This is a genomic window from Streptomyces sp. NPDC006510, from assembly GCF_040611955.1.
Classification (GTDB): domain Bacteria; phylum Actinomycetota; class Actinomycetes; order Streptomycetales; family Streptomycetaceae; genus Streptomyces.
The window spans coordinates 1-20,665 of record NZ_JBEXPH010000091.1 but is presented as its reverse complement, the minus strand read 5'-3'; the positions used below and the strand labels follow the sequence as shown (position 1 = coordinate 20,665).

Annotated in this window: 13 protein-coding genes and 3 pseudogenes; 9 read left to right on the top strand and 7 right to left on the bottom strand. The window is 71.5% G+C overall.

Annotated features, from left to right (window positions below; all coding sequences use genetic code 11):
- Positions 1–273: 273 nt before the first annotated feature.
- Entirely contained in the window at positions 274–1,167 is an 894-nt protein-coding gene (gene sigJ, locus ABZY11_RS25220) for an RNA polymerase sigma factor SigJ (RefSeq protein WP_356481312.1), read from the bottom strand.
- A 154-nt stretch (positions 1,168–1,321) separates the two neighbouring features.
- Between sigJ and ABZY11_RS25215 the strand changes: the two genes are divergently transcribed.
- The gene (locus tag ABZY11_RS25215; protein WP_356481311.1) at positions 1,322–2,152 is read left to right on the top strand and encodes an alpha/beta fold hydrolase; all 831 of its coding nucleotides are present in this window, start codon (positions 1,322–1,324) and stop codon (positions 2,150–2,152) included.
- Positions 2,153–2,203: 51 nt separating this feature from the next.
- On the opposite strand, the pseudogene ABZY11_RS25210 reads toward ABZY11_RS25215, so the two are convergent.
- Positions 2,204–2,838, bottom strand: a pseudogene (locus ABZY11_RS25210) (EamA family transporter); the annotation flags it as partial.
- On the opposite strand from ABZY11_RS25210, the pseudogene ABZY11_RS25205 reads away from it, so the two are divergent.
- The 5 genes and pseudogenes from ABZY11_RS25205 to ABZY11_RS25185 form a co-directional block, all read left to right on the top strand.
- Positions 2,839–3,456 (top strand): annotated as a pseudogene (locus tag ABZY11_RS25205) (PLP-dependent aminotransferase family protein); the annotation flags it as partial.
- Between the two features lie 92 nt (positions 3,457–3,548).
- Positions 3,549–5,129, top strand: a complete 1,581-nt coding sequence (locus ABZY11_RS25200) for an alkaline phosphatase D family protein (RefSeq protein WP_356481310.1) — start codon at positions 3,549–3,551, stop codon at positions 5,127–5,129.
- Between the two features lie 73 nt (positions 5,130–5,202).
- Complete coding sequence (locus ABZY11_RS25195) at positions 5,203–6,576, top strand: SWIM zinc finger family protein (RefSeq protein WP_356481309.1); 1,374 nt, start codon at positions 5,203–5,205, stop codon at positions 6,574–6,576.
- Positions 6,573–9,227, top strand: a complete 2,655-nt coding sequence (locus ABZY11_RS25190; protein WP_356481308.1) for a DUF6493 family protein — start codon at positions 6,573–6,575, stop codon at positions 9,225–9,227. The genes ABZY11_RS25195 and ABZY11_RS25190 overlap by 4 nt, the downstream gene beginning before the upstream one ends.
- A gap of 377 nt (positions 9,228–9,604) precedes the next feature.
- A complete protein-coding gene (locus ABZY11_RS25185; RefSeq protein ID WP_356481307.1) occupies positions 9,605–11,056 on the top strand; it encodes a GNAT family N-acetyltransferase in 1,452 nt (483 codons plus the stop codon).
- Here the strand turns inward: ABZY11_RS25185 and ABZY11_RS25180 are convergent.
- Positions 11,024–12,253, bottom strand: a complete 1,230-nt coding sequence (locus tag ABZY11_RS25180) for a PLP-dependent transferase (protein WP_356481306.1) — start codon at positions 12,251–12,253, stop codon at positions 11,024–11,026. The two genes, ABZY11_RS25185 and ABZY11_RS25180, sit on opposite strands and share 33 nt — an antisense overlap.
- Positions 12,254–12,312: 59 nt before the next feature.
- Here ABZY11_RS25180 and ABZY11_RS25175 point away from each other — a divergent pair, with 59 nt between their 5' ends.
- On the top strand, positions 12,313–12,810 hold the full coding sequence (locus tag ABZY11_RS25175) for an Lrp/AsnC family transcriptional regulator (RefSeq protein WP_093548898.1): 498 nt from the start codon (positions 12,313–12,315) through the stop codon (positions 12,808–12,810).
- A 48-nt stretch (positions 12,811–12,858) separates the two neighbouring features.
- A complete protein-coding gene (locus tag ABZY11_RS25170; protein ID WP_356481305.1) occupies positions 12,859–14,544 on the top strand; it encodes a DUF885 domain-containing protein in 1,686 nt (561 codons plus the stop codon).
- Positions 14,545–14,674: 130 nt separating this feature from the next.
- Here the strand turns inward: ABZY11_RS25170 and ABZY11_RS25165 are convergent, their stop codons facing one another.
- Complete coding sequence (locus ABZY11_RS25165; protein WP_356481304.1) at positions 14,675–15,163, bottom strand: rhodanese-like domain-containing protein; 489 nt, start codon at positions 15,161–15,163, stop codon at positions 14,675–14,677.
- 95 nt (positions 15,164–15,258) lie between these two features.
- Between ABZY11_RS25165 and ABZY11_RS25160 the strand changes: the two genes are divergently transcribed.
- A complete protein-coding gene (locus tag ABZY11_RS25160; protein WP_356481303.1) occupies positions 15,259–15,705 on the top strand; it encodes an Lrp/AsnC family transcriptional regulator in 447 nt (148 codons plus the stop codon).
- On the opposite strand, the gene ABZY11_RS25155 is transcribed toward ABZY11_RS25160, so the two are convergent.
- From ABZY11_RS25155 to ABZY11_RS25145, 3 genes and pseudogenes are all read right to left on the bottom strand, one after another.
- Complete coding sequence (locus ABZY11_RS25155; RefSeq protein ID WP_356481302.1) at positions 15,695–18,859, bottom strand: SMC family ATPase; 3,165 nt, start codon at positions 18,857–18,859, stop codon at positions 15,695–15,697. The two genes, ABZY11_RS25160 and ABZY11_RS25155, sit on opposite strands and share 11 nt — an antisense overlap.
- Complete coding sequence (locus ABZY11_RS25150) at positions 18,856–20,022, bottom strand: exonuclease SbcCD subunit D (RefSeq protein ID WP_356481301.1); 1,167 nt, start codon at positions 20,020–20,022, stop codon at positions 18,856–18,858. Before ABZY11_RS25150 ends, ABZY11_RS25155 begins: the two co-directional genes overlap by 4 nt.
- 92 nt (positions 20,023–20,114) lie before the next feature.
- Positions 20,115–20,665: pseudogene (locus tag ABZY11_RS25145) on the bottom strand (ornithine cyclodeaminase family protein); the annotation flags it as partial.

Here is a 20,665-nt window from a genome sequence, read left to right as displayed (position 1 = left end):
TCCGCGACGTTATTTATTAAAGGTTCCTGTCTTAACGTTGAGACCATAGGACGGTACACACCCTTGGTCAAGACCAATCCTGAGTCGGTCACGCAGCGAAACGGAGCTCTGCCGCAGAGCGTTCACAGGACGTTCGTGAAGCTGTGAGGTGAGCGCAGCACAGAGCCCCACGACCAGGCAGGACGCGGGGCTTCGGACAGGGGCGGGGCAGGAGTCCCGGCGGACCGGAGTCACCGACGCCGGTCGAGCGTGCGACCGGCGGTCAGGGGATCGCTACTCGTCAGGAAGGTCGGCGAATCGAGTGAGCTTGTCCGGGTTTCGCACGATATATACGCACTGGATGAGCCCGTCCTTGATGTCCAGCTGAACTACCGAGTCGACCTTTCCACCCAGGAACAACAGCAGGCCCGGCCCGCCGTTGAACTCCAGCAACCGGAAGTCGAGGGCCTCGACCTGGTCGTGGGCGACGGCGAAGAGGAAGCGGCCGACCTTGTCGGCGCTCTCGATGATCCGCAGCGGCGCCCTGGACTTTCCGCCGCTGTCCCCGACGAGCCGCGCGTCGGGCGCGAGCAGGGCCAGCAAGTCCTCGATGTCGCCGCCCGCCGCCGCGGCGAGGAACCGCTCGGTGAGGTCACGGCGGTGCGCCGGGTCGACGTCGTAGCGCGGTTTGCGCTCCTCCACATGGCGCCGCGCACGTCCCGCCAGCTGGCGCACCGCGGCCTCGGTCCGGTCCAGGGTGGTGGCGATCTCCGCATACGGAAAGCCGAACGCCTCGCGCAGTACGAAGACGGCTCGCTCCAGCGGCGACAGGGACTCCAGGACGACAAGCACGGCGACCGATACCGAGTCGGCCAGAACAGCCCGCTCCGCGGTGTCGGGAACGGCCGGTCCGAAATCGGTGACAACCGGCTCCGGCAGCCACGGCCCGACGTACGCCTCACGCCGCGACTGCACCTGGCGCAGCCGGTCGATGGCGAGGCGGGTGATGATCCTCACGAGAAAGGCGCGCGGCTCCCGTACGTCCTCACGGGATGCGGAGGACCAGCGGAGCCAGGCCTCCTGCACCACGTCCTCGGCGTCGGCGACGCGGCCCAGCATGCGGTAGGCAACGCCGGTGAGCACGGGGCGGTGGTTCTCGAAGACATCGGTCGCGGTGTCGGCTGTCACCCCTCCATCCCAGCCGAGCCGCCGCACCGTGTCCAGCGCGAATCACCCGTCCCTCTTGAACTGCAGTCTACTGAACGGTAATTGTTATTGACGAGACGTCTAAGTCACCTTCAGGCATGGCCCCTTCATGCCGGATCACCCCGGGAGCCCCAGCATGGCCACCACGGTCTCGTTCAGCGTCGACTCACCGCAAGGGCCTCGGACGGTGTCCGTGGCGTATGAACGGACCGGCGCCGGCGAGCCGCTGCTCCTGCTCCACGGCATCGGCCATCACCGTCAGGCCTGGGACCCGGTGTTGTCCGTGCTCGCCGTGGAGCGGGACGTGACAGCCGTCGACCTCCCCGGCTTCGGCGTCTCACCGAAACTGCCCGACGGACTGCCGTACGACCTGCCGACCGTGGTCAGGGTGCTCGGCGCCTTCTGCGAGGAGATCGGCCTGGACCGGCCGCATGTGGCGGGCAATTCGCTCGGCGGTCTGCTGGCACTGGAGCTCGGCCGGGAGAAGCTGGTGCGGTCGGTGACGGCGCTCTCGCCCGCCGGTTTCTGGACCGAGAGCGAACGACGCTACGCGTTCGGGACACTGCGGGCGATGCGGCAGGCGTCGTTGTCGATGCCGGTCCCGCTGATCGAGCGGCTCTCGCACAGCACGGCCGGCCGCACGGCACTGACCAGCACCATCTACGCCCGGCCCGCCCGCCGTTCACCCGACGCCGTCGTCGCGGAGACCATCGCCCTGCGCGAGGCGACCGGTTTCCACCAGACGCTCGCCACCGGGCGGAACGTCGCGTTCACCGACGATGTGCCGGGGCTGCCCGTGACCGTCGCCTGGGGCAGCCGGGACCGGATCCTGCTGCGCCGGCAGGGAATCAGGGCCAAGCACACCATCCCCGACGCCCGGCTGGTCCGGCTGCCGGGTTGCGGTCATGTGCCGATGAACGACGATCCGGCGCTCGTGGCGCGCGTCATTCTCGACACCAGCCGCTGACACCGCACACACCGCACCGGCTGCCGGATCCGCGCCCCGGGCCGCTCCGCTCCGCGACAGGGCCCCCGATCCGAGGGCGCCCCCCAGCCCGACCGGAAAACTGCCGCCGACCTGCGCGATGCCGTACGAACCGGTGCCGACGAGCGGTGCGGTCAGCGCGGCGGAGACCGGGATCAGGCCGGAGAAGAGTGTGGCACGCTCGGCGCCGGTGCGCTGCATGCCCATGTACCAGCAGACGAAACCGATGAAGGTGACCACAGCCGCCTGCCACAGCAGCGCGATCGCCTCCCCCCGGAGTGGGCATCCACAGAACCCCGCCGCCGTCCAGGACCACACCGAGCCATGCCGACTCGGCGGCGGCGCTTCCGCAGACCGTGGCGGACAGCAGCTTCGGTCCGAGCGGCCGCAGGACCGGGACGGCGAGGACGGCGAAGCCGACCTCGCCTGGGCCGACCGAGCAGACGATGCCTACCAGGTCCGCACGGCCCCAGCCCTGGACGGTGAAGGCCCCGGCGGCGACGAGCGCGGCCGAGTACAGGACCGTGTGTGGGCCGGCGGCCGTCCAGGAGTGGCACGAGTACGGCGACGAGAATCGGGGCGCAGCCCACCAACACCCCAGGAACGGCGGGTTCCGCGGATCGCTCCGCGCCGAGAACGGCAAGGTTGAAGCCGACCATGCCGATGGCGTCGTGGAGGACGACTACGACGGCGACTTCCGCTACGACCGCGCACCCGTCGGCACACTGCAGGGGCTCGACCCGGAGCATGTCGCGTACACCGGCTCGGTGAGCAAATCGCCGGCACCCGGGCTCCGGCTGGGCTGGCTCCTCGCACCGGCGGCCCTGACCGACGAGATCGTCGCCCGCAAGCGCACGACGGATCCAGGCAATCCGGCCGTCGACCAGGCGGTCCTCGCCGACTTCATCACCCGGGGCGGCTACGACCGGCGGTTGCGCCGCTGTCAGCGCGCCTGTCGGGAGCGCCGCGACACGCTCGCATCGATGCTGGCGGAGCATTTCCCCGGAACCGAGGTGAGCGGGATCGCCGCAGGTCTCCACATCATCGCCACGCTGCCCGAACAGTACGGACCGGAGCCGGTGTTCATGGCGCGCGACCGATGCCGGAGTCGCCCTGCGGCCGCTCGGTGCCCGCGGCACCGTGTCGAGCGATGACAGGGCGGTGCGCCTGGTTCTCGTTACGCGCACCTGACGTCGCCCACGATCGAGCAGGGCGTACGACTGCTGGCGGCCGCGCGTCGGGACACGAACGGACCGGCTACCGGCGGGGGCCGGGTGTTCATCTGAGGTTGGTGTGCGCGCCGCCGACGGGCACAAAGGTGGGGTCGCTCCACCAGCCACCCGTTCGTCCCGCTGAGCACTGCCCCGGAGGCGCCTCGATGTCGTACCGTCCGCGAATTACGTCCCCTGATCGCCGCAGTGTGCTGCGCGGTTCGCTCGCCGTGTCGGCCGCGCTCACGCTCCCCGCGGTGGGCGCCGCGGCTCCCGCCTTCGCGCTGTCCGGCCGGCCACGCGCGGCGTGGGGTGTGCAGGTGGGCGATGTCACCTCGTCCTCCGCGCTGGTCTGGGTGCGGTCGGACCGGCCGGCCCGGATGATCGTGGAGACATCGGCGACGGAGTCCTTCCGGCGGGCCCGTACATGGCACGGTCCGCTCGTCGGTTCCGGCACCGACTTCACCGGGACGACACCGTTGTTCGGCCTGCCGCCGGGCGAGCAGGTGCACTACCGGGTGACGCTCGCCGATCCCCACGACCCCCGCCGTACCGGGGAGCCGGTGTACGGAACCTTCCGGACTGCACCTGCCCGGCGCCGGGGCGGGGTCCGCTTTCTCTGGTCGGGCGACATCGCGGGACAGGGCTGGGGCATCAACCCGGACATCGGCGGCTATGTGGTGTACGACGAGATGCGCCGCCTCGATCCGGACTTCTTCCTGTGCAGCGGTGACAACATCTACGCGGACGGGGTGATCGCGCCGAGCGTGACGCTGCCCGACGGGCGGATCTGGCGCAATGTCACCACCGAGGAGAAGTCGAAGGTCGCCGAGACCCTTGCCGAGTACCGCGGGAACTTCCGTTACAACCTGCTCGATCACAACCTCCGTGAGTTCAACGCCCAGGTGCCTTCGATTGTTCAGTGGGACGACCACGAGGTACGCAACAACTGGTATCCCGGGCAGATCCTCGACGACGCCCGGTACACCGAGAAGAACGTGGACGTGCTGGCGGCCCGTTCGATGCGGGCGTTCCGCGAGTACTTCCCGGTGTCCACGCTGCATGCCGCGTCCGGGGAGGGCCGGATGCACCGCGTGGTGCGACACGGTCCGCTGCTCGATGTGTTCGTCCTCGACATGCGGTCGTTCCGCAATGCCAACTCCCCCGGCCGGCAGCCCGACGACACGACGGGCATCCTCGGTGCCGAGCAGCTCAGGTGGCTCAAGCACGAGCTGTCCCGGTCCCGCGCGGTGTGGAAGGTGATCGCCGCGGACATGCCGCTGGGGCTGGTGGTCACCGACGGCGCGACGGACTTCGAGGCGGTCGCACAGGGCGATCCTGGGGCCCCGCTCGGCCGTGAGCTCCAGATCGCGGAACTGCTGCGGTACATCAAGCGCCGTCGGATCACCGGCACGGTCTGGCTGACGGCGGATGTGCACTACACATCGGCGCAGCACTACGAGCCCGAGCGTGCGGTGTTCAAGGATTTCGCGCCGTTCTGGGAGTTCGTGTCGGGGCCGCTGGCCGCCGGTCAGTTCCAGGCGAACGCGCTCGACGCGACGTTCGGTCCCGACCGGGTCTTCGTGCAGGCGCCCGACCGGGCCAACGTGTCGCCGATGGAGTCGCCGCAGTACTTCGGGGAGGTCGACATCGACGGCGACAGCGGCGAGTTGACCGTGCGGCTGCGGGCTCAGGGCGGTTCCGTACTGTTCAGCAAGGTGCTCCAGCCTGGGCGCGTCGGGCAGTGAACCGACGCCCGGCGATCGGTCCCCGGGCGATGACCGGGGACCGATTGTCAGTGGTGGGATCTACGGTTTTTACATGACCCGATCCGTTCAGGCATTGGCCTACGCACGCCCGTCCGCCCTGGATTCCTCGCAGGCGGGGCAACTCCTCGGCCTGGAGACCTCCGGTGGCCTCACACCGCGGGGGGCCGAGGCCCACCCCCGGTTCTTCTCCGGCTTCCTCACATCGCCGGGGATCGCGGCCCGGGGCCTGCTGGCCGTGGCGGACGTGGCGTCCACGCGCTACTACCAGCGCACCCTGCCCGCGTCACTCGACCCGGTGGTGACGGGCAACGGCGACCGGCTGCGCTTCGAGTCGTTCTCCGGCTGCTGCGGGGTGTACGCGCGCCTCGATGTGCTTCAGGACGGTCTGGACGGTGCGCGGACGGGTCACGGCACGACGAATGTGGATGTCAACAATCCACTGCGGGAGGCGCTTTCGCGGATAGCGGGGGACGATCCGCTCCATCTGCGGGTGGGTCCGGACGAGATGGCCGTCACCACGCTGGACGGTCCGGTCGTGGAGAAGAAGGTGCCGCTGCCCGACCGGTGGCTGCGCGGCTTCGCCGAGGCCCAGGTGGTGTCGGTCGGTTTCGATCTGCGGGCCGAGCTGCCGGCCGCCGAGGCCGTCCGGTTCCTCCGCTCGCTGCCGCGTTCATCGGGGAACGCCTCGCGGGGCGCCCGGTGGGTGGTTCCCGCCGGGAAGACGCTGCGGCCGACGACTCGGCCGGTGCCCGGGGCGGTGTGTCTGCCGGGGCCCGAGCGGCTGGTGGCGTTGCAGCGGGTGCTCCGTCATGCCACCTCGCTGCGGGTGTACGGGCCGGTCGCCGACGGGGCGGCGACCGCGAGCGCCTGGGAGGTGGTGCTGCCGGGCATGCGTCTCACCCTGACGCTCTCGCCCGATGCCTCCCGAGGTTTCTCGGGCGAGGGCGGGGTGCTCGACGCGCTGGCCACCGACGACGCGGCGGCCGACGCCGAGTTGGTGTCCGTGCTGCTGGCCTGGGAGCCGCAGATCGACCTCGCGGACCTGGCGGAACAATCGGGTCTCACGGTGGAACGGGTACGGGCCGCGCTCACCCGGCTGGGGACGGCGGGCCGGGTCGGCTACGACCTCGCCGACGCGTCCTACTTCCACCGCGAGTTGCCGTACGACGCCGACCGGGCCGAGCGGCACAATCCGCGCCTGGTGGCGGCCCGGCAATTGGCCGGCTCGGGTGCGGTCGTGATCGACACAGACGTGGCGGCCGTGACCTCGGGAGAACGCCGCTACCAGGTGAGGGAGAAGGACGGAATGCTGAGCTGTACCTGCCAGTGGTGGGCGGACTACCGAGGCCGGCGGGGCCCGTGCAAGCACGCCCTGGCCGTCCGGATGGTCCGTCGCGGTGCGCCGGTCGCCGGGGGTGCGCGATGAAGGAGCTTCTCTCCGCCGTCCGGGAATCGCGTGCGCACGAAGTGCCGGCCCTGCTCGCCGGGATGGACCGGGCGGAACGCAGAGCGGCGCTGGTCGAGCTGAAGGCGCTCCGGAAGGAGGTGCGGAGCTGGCACTGGGCGCAGCAGGACAAGGTCCTCAGGGCTCTGCTGGTGGCCGGTGCGGGATGCCACACGGGCGCCGCAGGCTGCGCCACCTGGATCGGCGGCCGGGATCTGCTCGGTTGGAGTCGCCCGCCCTTCCCACTGATCCTCGCTGTTCTGGCGGACCGTGACCAGGAGTGGCTCGGTGACGTCGCGCACCGGCTGGCGGCCCGGCCCACGACGGCGGAGACCCTGTACGAGCTGATCGCCGGACTGGTGAAGAAGGCGCAGTGTCCCGTGCCCACGACGGAAGGTTTCGTGCGGGGCTGGGCCAGCACCATCTCGATTGCACAGTGGCAACGGCGCAAGAGGCAGCCGCTCGTCGAGGTGCTCCGTGCCGATCCGTACGCGGCGGCCCTCCTGCCGCGGCTCTTCGAGTTGACGGAATTGCCTCCGCAGCTGCTCTGGAGCGACGACCCGAACGATCCGTGCCGGTGGGGCACCACACTGGCCGCACTCCCGGAGGAGGGACTGCTGGAGCGGTCGGTTCTCGTCGACGGTTGCGTGGCCCGACTGCTGCGCGGCGGAAAGTCCAGCGAACTGCGCTTCTTCCTGACCGTTCTGCGCGAGCTCGGCCTGACCGAGCAGGAGGAGGCGGAGCGGATCCCGGACTGGATCGGGATGGCCGCGGACGGCAGCTCCACCGTCGCCGGTCATGCCCAGGGGGTGCTCGCCCGGCTGGACGGGCGTGGTGAGCTTTCCGTGCGGGCCCTGGCGGATGTCTCGGAGTCGGTGGTGTTCCGCACCGAGAAGAAGTTGGTCCGCTCCCAGCTGGTGCTGCTCGGCAAGGTGCTGCGCCGCGATCCGTCGGCGGTCGACGCACTGCTGCCCGTCGTCGCGGGCGCCTTCGAGCACGAGGACATCGACATCCAGGAGCGGGCGCTCAAACTCGTGGCCCGGTACCTGCCCGTGGCCGGAGCCCCGGTACGGGAAGAACTCGCCCTGTCGGCCGCGCTGCTGGGCCCGGCGCACCGCATGAAGGTGACCGAGGTATTCGGCGCTCCGGCGGCCGAGCAGACCGGGACGGAGGAGTACGAGGAGCTGCTGCCCCCGGCGCCGACTCCGCAGCCGCTGGATCCGGCACCTGAGACGCTGCCGGAACTGGTCGAGGAGGTGGTGACCCTGGTCAGATCGGCGACGCCGGAGGTCACCGCCTTCGAGCGGGCGCTGGACGGCTTGGTGCGCCACGCCCACGCCGACCGGTCGGCGTTGACCGACGCGCTGCGGGACGCCCTGGCGGGTGAGTGGTGGCTCGTCGACGAACCGCAGTCGCAGGTCGAGCGGCGGCTTCGCTCGGATGCGGGGATCAGGCTCGTGGTGGCCGCGCTGCTCGGACGGGTGTCGGCACGGGCCGTGCGGGAGGAGCGCGTGTCCTGGACCGGCACCGGGACCTGCGCCCACGCCGGACTGGTGGGCGTCCTGAAGGCCCGGCTGTGGGAGGCGGCCGACGCGGTGCTGACCGGCGGCGCTCCGTTCCTGCTGGCCGTCCCCACCTGGCACACCGGCTCGCTCGAACCGGCCGTGCTGGTCGAGCGGCTGCGCACGTACCAGCGGCTCGGGATCCGGCCCGGTGAGGCCGACTTCGCGCAGGCCCTGCTGCGTGTGCGGCGTGGCGATCAGCACGGGGCCGCGGAGGCGGCCGCACTGCTCGGCACCCCTGAAGGTGACCGGCTGGAGGCATGGCTGCGGACCGACCAGCCGCTTGCTCAGGTGTACCGCTTCGACCTGGAGGAGAAGGTCCGGGACGGGCAATCGGTCGTCCGGTCGTGCCGGGTCCTGATGGCCAGCCGGGAACGCCCGTTCATCCAGGAGGAGTTCCCTCGTTCCTTCCACTGGCTGGGCCGGCCGCAGGTCCCGACACATCATCTCTGTTATCACTGGGGGGACCACCCGGAGCACTGGACCGCCACCCTGCCCGAGGACGCCGAGACACTGGCCGCCTGGCTGTTGCCGGACATCGCGACCGGTGTGATCGAGGAGATACGGGACACCCTCCAGCCGCTCCTGATGCTCGCCGAACTCGACTCGCCTGCGGGCGAGGCCGTCCATCTGACGCTGGCGTACGGGCTGGGCTCCCGGCATCCGGAGGACCGGCTCTCGGCGGTGGACGCCTTCCTGATGCTCGCCGCCCGGCAGCAGCTCGACGCGGCGCTGCTCGGCGAAGAGTTGGCGCTCCTCCTCGGACACGGTCTGATCAAGCCCAACCGCCTGGCGGATTCCGTCCGTACCGCTGCCGCCACCGGCGCGTACCGAACGGTGCTGTCCGTGCTGACCGGTGTTCTGCCGGGACTGCTGGCCCAGGAGAAGGCGCCTCGCGGACTGAGCGACCTGCTCTCCGTGGCCGCCGAGTGCGTCGAGCACTGCGGGGCGACGGGGGCCGAGCAGATACCCGGCCTCGCCGAAACGGCCGCGCGTGGTGGATCTTCGCAGCTGGTACGCCAGGCGGCACGGCTGAAGGACGCCTGGGAGCGGAGTACGGCGCGGGCGTGACCGCCAGGAAGATCGTGGTCACCGCAGCGGACGGCGGGTGACGGCCCGAAGCCATCGGGCCGTCACAGGGAACCAGAGCCATCGGGCTGCCGCAGAGAACCGGAGCCGTCAGGGGGAAGGCGCCGTGACAACGGACCGGAGCGGCAACCGCGGGGACCTGGACAGCCGGGACCTGGACAGCCGGGCTTGGTCAGCCAGGACCTTGGAGGGTCGGGATTCCGAGCGGTTGGGACTTGCGGTGCAGATGGCCTCTGGCGGAGGAAACCGATGGGTGGAGCCAACGGATAAAAACGACGAGAAAGGGATCAGATTCGCACTTAACCCATCGGTCACAGGGCGTTCGTGATCAGGCAACAACGCTCGGTCAGAGTGAATGCATGACTGATGTGACCTCCGCGAAGACCGCCCGCCGTTCCCACCACTGGCGGCGCGACGTGACCGAGCTGGCCGCACTGTTCACCGCGGTCGCGGTGGCCGACGCCATCGCGAACCTGATCGGGCACCAGCCGGACGGACCGTATCTCCTGATCGCCTCGGCCGTGGCCCTGGCGATTACGGCCGCGTTCCACACTTGGTGGGCCCGGCGGCACAGCCACGCCCCGCCGCCGACCGGCACCGGCACCGACCTCCTCGCCGAGGGGGTCGGCGACGGTGCGGTCCCGGGCCACCACGCCGACGCCGCCGCGGCCGCACTCGTGAGCACGCCCACCGCAGCGGGTCCGGCCCCCGCCCCCGAAGACACGGTGCTGTGGCGGATGCGGACCACGGTGCAGGACGCCCCCGGCAGCCTGGCGGCGCTGTGCGGCGCGCTCGCCCGGCACCGCGTCGACATCCTGACCCTGCAGACGCACCCGCTGGCACAGGGCACGGTCGACGAGTTCCTGTTGCGCGCGCCCGCCCCGCTCCCGGCCCAGCAGCTGAGCCGGGCGATCTCCGCCGCCGGCGGCAGCTCGACCTGGATCGAACGGGCCGACGCGCACGACCTGGTGGATGCCCCGACGCGCATCCTGGGCCTCGCCACTCGCACCGCCCTGGATGCCGCCGAACTCCCCCTCGCGCTGCGGCAGTTGCTCGGCCGTTGCACCATCCACTCGCTGCCCGCCGTGTCGATCACCGGCCGGGCGACCGGTGAGAGCGCGCCCGCCGAAGGAGTGCTGGAGGAGACGGTGATGCGGCTGCGCGACCCGTCCGGGGGTGCCATCACCATCGAACGGCCCTATCTTCCGTTCACGCCGACCGAGTTCGCCCGTGCCCGTGCCCTGGTCGAGCTCGATGCCCGGCTCGGCCCCCGCGTCCCGCGCGCCGAGCACGTGCTCACGCTGCCCGAGGGCAGCGAGATCACCGTGCGCCGCGCGGACCGCGGTGACCTCGGAGCAGCGCGTGCGATGCACGATCGCTGCTCCGAGCAGACGCTCCGGCTGCGCTACCACGGACCGGTCCACGACGCCGACCGTTACCTGGACCACCTGCTGAGTCCGCGCTTCGGCCGCACGCTGGCCGTGCAGACGGCCTCGGGCCGACTGGTCGCGCTCGGTCACCTCCTCTGGGACGGCGACGAGACCGAGGTAGCCCTCCTCGTGGAGGACGACTGGCAGCGCCGCGGCATCGGCTCCGAGCTCCTTCGCCGCCTGGTGGCACTCGCCATCGAGGCGGGCTGCGAGAGCGTCTATGCCGTCACCCAGTCGTCCAACACCGGCATGGTCGCGGCCATGCGCGCGCTGTCCCTGCCGCTGGACTACCAGATCGAGGAGGGCACCCTGGTCGTCACCGCCCGGCTGGAAGCGACGCCCGTCCGTTCACTGCCCCCGTACGAGCAGGCCGGTCGCTGACTCCCCGGCCGCGGACGACGTGGCCTTCCGTCCGACCTCCTGCGAGCCCAGCGCCTGGCACAGATCGGCCCACAGGTCCTCGATGTCCTCCAGACCGACCGACATGCGCAGCAGCCGGTCCCCGACGCCGGATGCCTGCCGATCGCCCTCGTCCACGATGCGGTGGCTGATGGAGGCCGGATGCTGGATCAGGGTGTCCACGCTGCCGAGGCTCACCGCGGGCGTGATGAGCCGCACGGCGGAGATCACCCGGTGCGGATCCCCGTACACCTCGAACGAAACCATCGCTCCGCCCAGCTTCGGGTAGTGGACCCTGGCGACGCGCGGATCGGCGGTCAGTCTGCGGGAGAGTTCGGCGGCGCTCGCGGATGCCGCCCGTACCCGTACCGGGAGCGTGGAAAGGCCGCGCAGCAGCAGATACCCGGCCATCGGGTGCAGGACCCCGCCGGTGGCGAAACGCACCTGTCGCAGACGGGCCGCGAACTCCTCGTCGCAGGCGACGACGCCGCCCATCACGTCGCCGTGCCCACCCAGGTACTTGGTGGCGCTGTGCAGCACGATCCGGGCACCGTGCTCGACGGGCCGCTGAAGTACCGGGGTGGCGAAGGTGTTGTCGACGAGCAGCGGCACGGAGCCGCAGGAGTGCGCGATCGCCCGGATGTCGGCCTCGGCGAGCGTCGGGTTGGCAGGCGTCTCCACCATCACCAGCCCGGTGTCCGGACGGATCGCCGCCGCGATGCCCGCCGGATCGGTCCAGGTCACCTCCGTGCCCAGCAGCCCGGCGCCGAGCAGATGATCACTGCATCCGTAGAGCGGCCGGACGGCGACCACATGGCGCAGTCCCATGCTCGCGCGGACCAGCAGCACGGCGGTGAGCGCCGCCATTCCGCTGGCGAACGACACGGCGCTCTCGGTCCCTTCGAGCCGGGCGAGGGCGGTCTCGAACCGGGCCGTCGTCGGGTTGTCCAACCGGGCGTAGACCGGCGGCCCTTCGAGCCTGGCTCCGGTGGCGGCGAAGGTGTCGATCCGCTCGGCCTCGCCCCTGGAGTCGTAGGAGGGGTAGGTGGTGGACAGGTCGATCGGCGGGGCGTGCAGTCCGAGGGCCGCGAGATCGTCGCGTCCCGCGTGCACGGCTTCGGTGGCCAGCGCCCTGGACCGGGTTGTCGTCGGGGGCGCCATCGAGGATTCGGTGTCCATGTCACCACTCTGAACAACCACCGGGACTTCGAGGCCATCTCCCGTGTTACGTTCGGCAGATGGCCGATTCTGTCGCTCTGGACCCGGTGGATCTGCACATTCTGCGACTGCTGCAGAACGATGCCCGGACCACCTATCGCGAGCTGGCCGCCGAGGTCGGCGTCGCACCGTCGACCTGCCTGGACCGGGTGACCAGGCTGCGCCGGTCCGGTGTCATTCTCGGCCACCAGCTGCGGCTGGACCCGGCGCGGCTCGGCCGGGGCCTGGAGGCGCTGCTCTCCGTACAGGTCCGGCCGCACCGCAGAGAGCTCATCGGTCCGTTCGTCGAACGCATCAGGACGTTGCCGGAGTCCCGTGCGCTCTTCCATCTGACCGGCCCGGACGACTATCTGGTCCATGTCGCGGTCACGGACACGGCCGATCTGCAACGCCTGGTACTGGACGAATTCACCTCGCGCCGCGAAGTGGCCAGGGTCGAGACCAGGCTGATATTCCAGCAGTGGGAGTGCGGGCCGCTGCTGCCACCGTCCGCAGAATCGGCTGAGTCAGGCCACTGAGACCGAATGGTGATGACGCCGAGGCCCCCGCCGTACGAGGATGTCCGCATGTCAGACACTTCCAGCAGCGCGCTGCCCCGCCAGGTCGCCGACACCTATGTCGACGCGTTCATCGAACTCGACCCGATCGCCGGCACCTACCTCGGTGTCGCGGAGAGCTCGCGCCGCCTTCCCGATTTCTCCCCCGCAGGACAGGACGCCCGTGCCGAGCTGGCCCGCGCCACCCTGACGAAGCTCGATGCCGCCGAACAACTGCCCGGCGCGGACAGCGATGCGGAGCGCCGCTGCGGCCGCCTTCTGCGCGAACGCCTCATGGCGGAACTCGCCGTTCATGAAGCCGACGAGGGGCTGCGCGCGGTCTCCAATCTGGCTTCCCCGGCGCACAGCGTCCGTGAGGTGTTCACCGTGACGCCGACCGAGACCGACGAGGACTGGGCGGCGGTCGTGGACCGGCTGCGCGCGGTGCCCGCCGCGCTCAGGGGCTACCACGAGTCGCTGGCGCTCGGCCTGGAGCGCAAGCTCTACGGCGGTCCGCGCGCCACCGCCACCTTCATCGGCCAGCTCGACGAATGGGCGGGTGAAGGCGGTTCGGGCTTTTTCCAGGAGTTCGTGGCCGCCGGACCCGCGGGGCTGCGTGCCGATCTGGACGACGCAGCCCGGCAGGCCACGGAGTCGGTCGTGGAGCTTTGCGACTGGATGCGCGATGTGTACGCCCCCGCGGTCGAGGGTGCGCCCGACACCGTGGGCCGCGAGCGGTACGCCCGCTGGTCCCGCTACTTCAACGGCACCGACCTGGACCTCGACGAGGCGTACGCGTACGGCTGGTCCGAGTACCACCGGCTGCTCGCCGAGATGAGGACCGAGGCCGAGAAGGTGCTGCCCGGCGCCGGCCCCTGGGAGGCGCTGGCCCATCTCGATGTGCACGGCAAGCACATCGAGGGAGTCGACGAGGTCCAGGCCTGGCTGCAGGAGCTGATGGACGAGGCGATCGAGGCGTTGGACGGTACGCACTTCGAACTCGCCGAACGCGTACGGAAGGTGGAGTCCCGCATCGCCCCGCCCGGCGGCGCCGCGGCCCCGTACTACACAGGCCCCTCCGAGGACTTCTCGCGCCCCGGCCGCACCTGGCTGCCCACAATGGGCGAGACCCGCTTCCCGGTGTACGACCTGGTGTCCACCTGGTACCACGAGGGTGTGCCCGGCCACCACCTCCAGATCGCCCAGTGGACGCATGTCGCCGACAGCCTGTCCCGCTACCAGGCGTCGATCGGCGGTGTCAGCGCCAATGCCGAGGGCTGGGCGCTGTACGCGGAGCGGCTCATGGACGAGTTGGGCTTCCTGCCCGACGCGGAGCGGCGCCTCGGCTATCTGGACGCGCAGATGATGCGGGCCTGCCGGGTGATCGTGGACATCGGCATGCATGCGGAGATGGAGATCCCGGCGGACTCCCCGTTCCACCCCGGTGAGCGGTGGACCCCCGATCTGGCGCAGGAGTTCTTCGGCAACCACAGCGGCCGTCCCGCCGACTTCGTGGAGAGCGAACTGACCCGTTATCTCTCGATGCCGGGACAGGCCATCGGTTACAAGCTGGGCGAGCGCGCCTGGCTGCTGGGCCGGGAGAACGCCCGCAAGGCCCACGGTGACGCGTTCGACGCCAAGGCCTGGCACATGGCCGCCCTGTCGCAGGGGCCGCTCGGACTCGACGATCTCGTCGACGAATTGTCCAAGCTCTGACGCGAGACCCCGGCGGCCGGGCTCGGTTCACGCCACCAGCCCGGTCGCCGATCGCCTCTGTGGCCTGAACAGCCGGTCCGGCAAGGCCAGTCGGGGCAGCCGGGAGGGGGGACCGGCTCGGTCCGGTCGGTCAGCAGCCGCAGTCGCCGGAACGGACCGGTGCGGTGAGCGGGTCCGCTTCGCGCCGCTGCCGCCCCTCCCAGGTCTCGAACTCGAAGCCCTCGCGCACCCAGTACTCGAAGCCGCCGAGCATCTCCTTGACCCGGTAGCCGAGTTCGGCGAGGGCGAGCGCGGCCCGCGTCGCGCCGTTGCAGCCGGGGCCCCAGCAGTACGTGACCACGGGAACTGCCGGGTCGAGAAGGTGGTGGGCCTGCTCGGCGATGAGCGCGGTCGGCAGGTGGACCGCGCCGGGGACATGCCCCTGGTCCCAGGATTCGGTGGAGCGCGAGTCCAGGAGCACGAAGCCCGGATCGTCGTCGGCCGCGAGCGCGGCGGCGACATCGGAGACGTCCGCGTGGAAGGCGAGCGAGGCGCCGAAGTAGGCGGCGGCCGCCGCCGGGGAGGCCGGCGGGACGCGGAGGACGGGGTGGGCCGCGGTGGCGGTGAGCTGCGAGGTCATGCCCAGAAATCTATGGCCGGTGATCCGTCCCCCGGAAGATGAGATCCCCGGCACAGCGCTTGATCTGCCGGGGATTTCCCTGTTGTCTCCAGGGCATGACCGACTATTCCCCGGACGCCACCGACTGGCGCATCCTTGATGTCCTGCAACGCGAGGGGCGCGCGTCGTTCGCCGAGCTGGCGCGCGCGGTGGCGATGTCCCCGAGCGCCGTGACCGAGCGGGTGCGCAGGCTGGAGGAGGCGGGGGTGATCAGCGGTTACGCCGCCGTGGTCGACCCGGAGCGGCTCGGGCTGCCGATTCTCGCCCTCGTCCGGCTCCGTTACCCGAACGGCCATTACAAGCCGTTCCACGATCTGCTCGACACGACTCCGGAGATCGTGGAGGCCCACCATGTCACCGGCGACGACTGCTTCGTACTGAAGGTCACCGCCCGCTCGATGAGTCACCTGGAGGAGGTCTCGGGCAGGATCGGCGCCCTCGGTTCGGTGACCACGAGCGTCGTCTACTCCTCGCCGCTCCCCCGTCGCGCCATCAGCCGCTGACCTCCCCGGAGGTGCGGTGCCGCACCTCCGAACCGTGCCGTTCCTTCACCACTTCGAGCTGTGCGGGGATGCGGCGACGCAGATCGGCGACATGGCTGACGATTCCGACGCTGCGGTCCCGCTCGCGCAACGAATCCAGTACGTCGAGCACCTCGTCGAGGGTCTGGTCGTCCAGACTGCCGAAGCCCTCGTCGATGAAGAGGGTGTCCAGCCGTACCCCGCCCGCCTCGTCGGTGACGACATCGGCGAGGCCCAGCGCGAGGGCGAGCGAGGCGAAGAACGTCTCGCCGCCCGAGAGCGTCGCCGTGTCGCGCTCGCGGCCGGTCCAGGCATCGACGACATGCAGTCCGAGGCCCGATCTGCGGCCTCCGGTGCGGGCGTCGGAGTGCACCAGGGTGTAGCGGCCGGACGACATGCGCTGCAGCCGTGCGGTGGCTGCGGCGGCGACCTGTTCGAGCCTGGCGGCGAGCACGTACGACTCCAGCCGCATCTTGCGTTCGTTGTCCGCGGAGGTGCCCGCGGTGAGTCCGGCCAGCCGTGCAACCCGGTCGTACTCCGCGCGCAGCGGGCCGAGTCCCCGCACCTCGTCCGTGGCGCCGCGCGAGAGCCGGCCGAGTTCGGCGCAGCGCTCGCGTGCGGCGGCCAGTGCGGCGGAGGCGTCCCGCAGCAGCCGCTCGGCCGTGTCGTACGTGGCCTGTGCGGCGTCCACCGCGGCCGGCGGGAGGTCGGCGGCGGCCCTGGCCCCCGTCTCCGCCAGACGGTCGGTCACTGCCGCGGCCTCGGACTGCCAGGCGTCGACGAGCCGCTGGAGTTCGCGCTGCGCGGCATCGGTGAGGAGGGTTTCGGCCGCGGCCTGCGGGGTGTCGAAACCTGCCCGGAACGCGGCGTCCGCGAGCCGGTCGTCGGCCTCCTTGCGGTGCTGTGCGGCCGCCTCCTCGTCGCGTACCGCCTCGGTGGCCGCGGCGAGCACCGCGACCCGGCGCTCCAGCAGCGCGGCGTGCTCGGCCACGCTGCCGGACTTGCCGCGCGCGGTCACCAACTCGGCTTCCAGTGAGGCCTGTTCGCGGTCGAGACCTTCACGCAGGGAGGTGCGGGCCGCGGCCCGGCGTTCGGCGAGCTGCCTGCCGCCGAGGCGTTCGGCCTGTTCCCGCTCGGCGGCTGCGAGGGCCTCACGCGCGGCGTGCATGCCCGCAGCGGTGCGGTACGCCTCGGCATGCATGCTCGTCAACCGGTCGACGAGCGCGCCGAGTTCGGCAACGGTGGGGTCGGTGTCGGGCCCGGTGCCGGCCGGGCCGGCGGCCACCGTGCCGGTCCTGGTCGTCGACGGCGGTCCGGCCGAACCGGCGGCGGCGCTCCCGGTCACGCATCCGGACACGGCCGGTTCTGCGGCATCGGCCCCGTGCCTCGGCTGCGGCACCGCCGACTGTGCGGCCGCGCGGGCGGCGGTGTGCTGCTCGCGTACGACGCCGAGTTCCCGGTCCGCGCGCGTACGCGCCTCCTCGGCCCGGCGGTAGGCGTCGAGCGCCCTCTCCTCGGTGGTCCGGTCGACATGCCCGTCGGCCGCGCGGGCCGGGTTGGGGTGGTCGGCCGAGCCGCAGACCTTGCAGTCCTCGCCGTCCACCAGCTCCGCCGCCAGTTCCGCTGCGATGTCCCGCAGTCGTCGTTCGCGGAGCTCCAGCCACGACTCGTGGGCCGCGGCGGCCCGCTCGCGGGCCGCGGCCAGCCGCTCGGCGGCGGCCGACACCTGGGCGGCGGGCGCGTCCCGGCGGCGGGCCGCGTCCAGCCGGGCACGGGCGGGCTCCAGCCGGCCGGCCAGCTGTTCGGCCCGGGTCGCGGCCTCCTGAGCCGCCTCGATGCGTGCCCGCAGTCCGTCGCGGGTGGACTCCCAGCCGGCCAGCCAGACCTCCGCTTCGCGGATCAGCTCCTCGTCGGCCCTGGCCTGGCGCTCCAGTCCGGCCCGCTCGGTGTCGATCTGTGCGCTGCGCCGCTCGGCACGCCTCGCGGCGTCGAGCCCGCCGAGCTCCTGCCGGAGCCGTCGCTCCAGCTCCGCCAGCTGTTCGGCACCGGCCTCGGCCAGCGCGTCGGGCAGCATCGCACGGGCGCGGTCGCGGGCCTGACAGGCCGTGCGGTACGCGCGCTCGGCCTCCTCGCGCAGGTCCAGAGCGGGCGCGACCAGGTCCGCCTTGCGAGCCCGTGCCAGGCGTTCGTGCCAGCGGTCGCGGTCGGGGCGGCGGGTTTCGAGTGCGGCGGCGCGGCGCCGCGTCTCCTCGTACCGCTGCTGGAGCGCGGCGAGTTCGCGTGCGCCGTCGAGGGCCAGACGGGCGGCCGACTGCCGGCCTTCGGCCATGGCCAGGACACAGGCGGCGATGTCGAGCCGTTCGCGGGCGCCGCTGCGGGCTGTCGCCGCCCACTCCAGCACGCCCTCGGCGAGCCCCGGTTCGCCGGGCTGGACATCGGGGAGCGGCGATTCGCGCGCGGCGGGGCCGGCGGCCTGGGCGATCCGCTGGGCTGCCGCGAGGACGCGTTCGTCCCCGGCCCTGACCCTGGTCTCGGCGGTACGGCGCAGTTCGGCCAGGCGCTCCTCGACGGCGGCGAAACGGCGGGTGTCGAAGAGCCTGCCGAGAAGTCTGCCGCGCGCCTCGGCATCGGCGCGCAGGAAGCGTGCGAAGTCGCCCTGCGGCAGGAGCACCACTTGGCAGAACTGTTCCCGGCTCATGCCGATGAGCTGGGTGATCTCCTCGCCGATCTCCTGGTGCGAGCGGCTGAGCGGCCGCCAGCCGTCGTCGGGGTCGTACTCCCGCAGCAGACTCCGGGCCTTCTCCGTCGTGAAGCCGCTGCCCTTCTTCTTGGGGCGGGGCTGTGCTGGGCGCCGGGTGATTTCGAGGCGCCGGCCACCGATGGTCAGTTCCAGTGCGACCTCGGTGGCGAGATCCGCGGGGGCATGGTCACTGCGCAGAGAGGTGCCGGGGCTCTGGCGGGCGCCGGGCACCGCGCCGTAGAGGGCGTAGCAGACCGCGTCGAGGACCGAGGTCTTCCCGGCGCCGGTCGGCCCGTGCAACAGGAAGAGACCGGCCGACGAGAGGGCGTCGAAGTCGATGTCCTGGGTGGTGCCGAACGGTCCGAAGGCGGTGACGGTGAGCCGATGGAGTCTCAACGGTTCACCTCTCGCAGGGTGTCGTCCACCCGGACGTGGTCGAAGGCGCCGCGCAGCACCGTTCGTTCCTGTTCGTCGGCCGCGGAGCCGCCCCGCACATGTGCCACGAAGTCCTCGGCGATCTGCTGGTCGTCGCGCCCCTTGAGGCGCTGTGCGTACGAGGCGAGCGGGTCGTCGGGGGCCCGGTCGGGTTCGAATACGAGGCTGAGCGTGTGCGGGAACCGCTCGACGAGCCGGGCCATCGGCTCGACCGGGCGCACCGGGTCGGTGAGGGTGGCCTCGATCCAGGACTCCCGGTGCTGCCCCAGCGCGGGGTCGTCGATGAGGTCGTCGAGGCGGCCGCGGAGTCTGGCGAGGGGGCGCGGCACCGGGCAGTCGACGCGTTCGGTGGTGACCGTGCCCGAGGCGTCGAGGTCGATCAGCCACATGGTCTTGCGGTGGTTGACCTCGGAGAAGGAGTAGGCGAGCGGCGAGCCCGAGTAGCGGACGCGTTCGGTGACGGTCTGGCAGCCGTGCAGATGGCCGAGCGCCACGTAGTCGACGCCGTCGAAGACTCCGGCGGGCACGGCGGCCACCCCGCCGACGGTGATGTCGCGCTCGCTGTCGCTGGGCTCGCCGCCCGCGACGAAGGCGTGGGCGAGCACCACGGACCGGGTGCTGTCCGGGCGGCCCGCCAGGTCTGCGCGTACCCGCTCCATGGCCGCGGTCAGCACCGCTTCGTGCCCGGCGCGCTCCGCCTTGAGGACGTCCTTCACCAGGGCCGGTTCCAGGTAGGGCAGTCCGTAGAACGCCACGTCGCCGTGCGCGTCCCGCAGGACGACGGGGGTGGCGCAGCCGGCGGGGTCGGTCCGCAGATGGATCCCGGCCCGTCCGATCAGTCCCGCGCCGACGCCCAGTCTGCGTGCCGAGTCGTGGTTCCCGGAGATCATCACGGTGGGCACACCGGCGGCGGCGAGCCGGTGCAGCGCGTCGTCGAAGAGCTGGACGGCGGACAGCGGCGGAACGGCCCTGTCGTACACATCACCCGCGACGAGGACCGCGTCCACCTCGTGCTCGCGCACCGTTTCCACCAGGTGGTCCAGGTAGGCGGCCTGGGCTTCGAGCAGGGGGACCCGGTGGAACGAGCGCCCCAGGTGCCAGTCCGATGTGTGCAGAATTCTCAAGCCCCGGCTCCGACCCGCATTGTTCTCTTCCTCCGCCCCGAATGGTGAGCCCCTCTTTTCTCACCCCTCACAGTCTCGCATCACCGCCGGCTTCATCCGAGAAGATCGATCTGCGTTCCGACAGAGCGGAGTTCTGCCCTCCGGTAGGCGGTCCAGGCAACGGCCAGGTCCTGCCAGGGGAGCCCGACCGGTGCGTAGACGGAACGGGCCGTGCGGGAGGTACGGCCGGGGTGCGCGCCGCCGAGCAGCTCGCCGAGGGTGGCGTCGGCGGCGGTGGCGGGCAGTCCCGCCGCGGCCAGGGCCCCCGTCGCTGCGGCCTGCTCGCGGTCGTCGACGACGAGGAGGGCGGAGGCGAGCAGATCGGCGGAGAGTTCCTGCTTGCCGGGTTCGTCGGCGCCGAGCGTGGTGAAGTGCTGTCCGGGGCGGCTGTCGGCGAGGCTCAGCAAGGGGGTGCGTGACCAGGTGGAGAGGAGTACGACATCGGCCGCCGCGGCGACTCCGGTGGCCGTGCCGAGGATCCGGCCGCCGTGCCGGGCGGCGAATTGCGATGCGCGTTCCGGGTCGCTGTCGTGCACCACGAGTTCGCGGAAGCTCCGCAGACTCCGCAGTCCGCGAACCATGATCTCGGCCTGGGCGCCCGCGC

Coding starts and splice junctions, on each gene's coding strand:
- ABZY11_RS25185 (WP_356481307.1), top strand. CDS start 9,605: ATGACTGATGTGACCTCCGCGAAGACCGCCCGCCGTTCCCACCACTGG.
- ABZY11_RS25170 (WP_356481305.1), top strand. CDS start 12,859: ATGTCAGACACTTCCAGCAGCGCGCTGCCCCGCCAGGTCGCCGACACC.
- ABZY11_RS25180 (WP_356481306.1), bottom strand. CDS start 12,253: ATGGACACCGAATCCTCGATGGCGCCCCCGACGACAACCCGGTCCAGG.
- ABZY11_RS25160 (WP_356481303.1), top strand. CDS start 15,259: ATGACCGACTATTCCCCGGACGCCACCGACTGGCGCATCCTTGATGTC.
- ABZY11_RS25215 (WP_356481311.1), top strand. CDS start 1,322: ATGGCCACCACGGTCTCGTTCAGCGTCGACTCACCGCAAGGGCCTCGG.
- ABZY11_RS25200 (WP_356481310.1), top strand. CDS start 3,549: ATGTCGTACCGTCCGCGAATTACGTCCCCTGATCGCCGCAGTGTGCTG.
- ABZY11_RS25195 (WP_356481309.1), top strand. CDS start 5,203: ATGACCCGATCCGTTCAGGCATTGGCCTACGCACGCCCGTCCGCCCTG.
- ABZY11_RS25175 (WP_093548898.1), top strand. CDS start 12,313: ATGGCCGATTCTGTCGCTCTGGACCCGGTGGATCTGCACATTCTGCGA.
- ABZY11_RS25165 (WP_356481304.1), bottom strand. CDS start 15,163: ATGACCTCGCAGCTCACCGCCACCGCGGCCCACCCCGTCCTCCGCGTC.
- ABZY11_RS25190 (WP_356481308.1), top strand. CDS start 6,573: ATGAAGGAGCTTCTCTCCGCCGTCCGGGAATCGCGTGCGCACGAAGTG.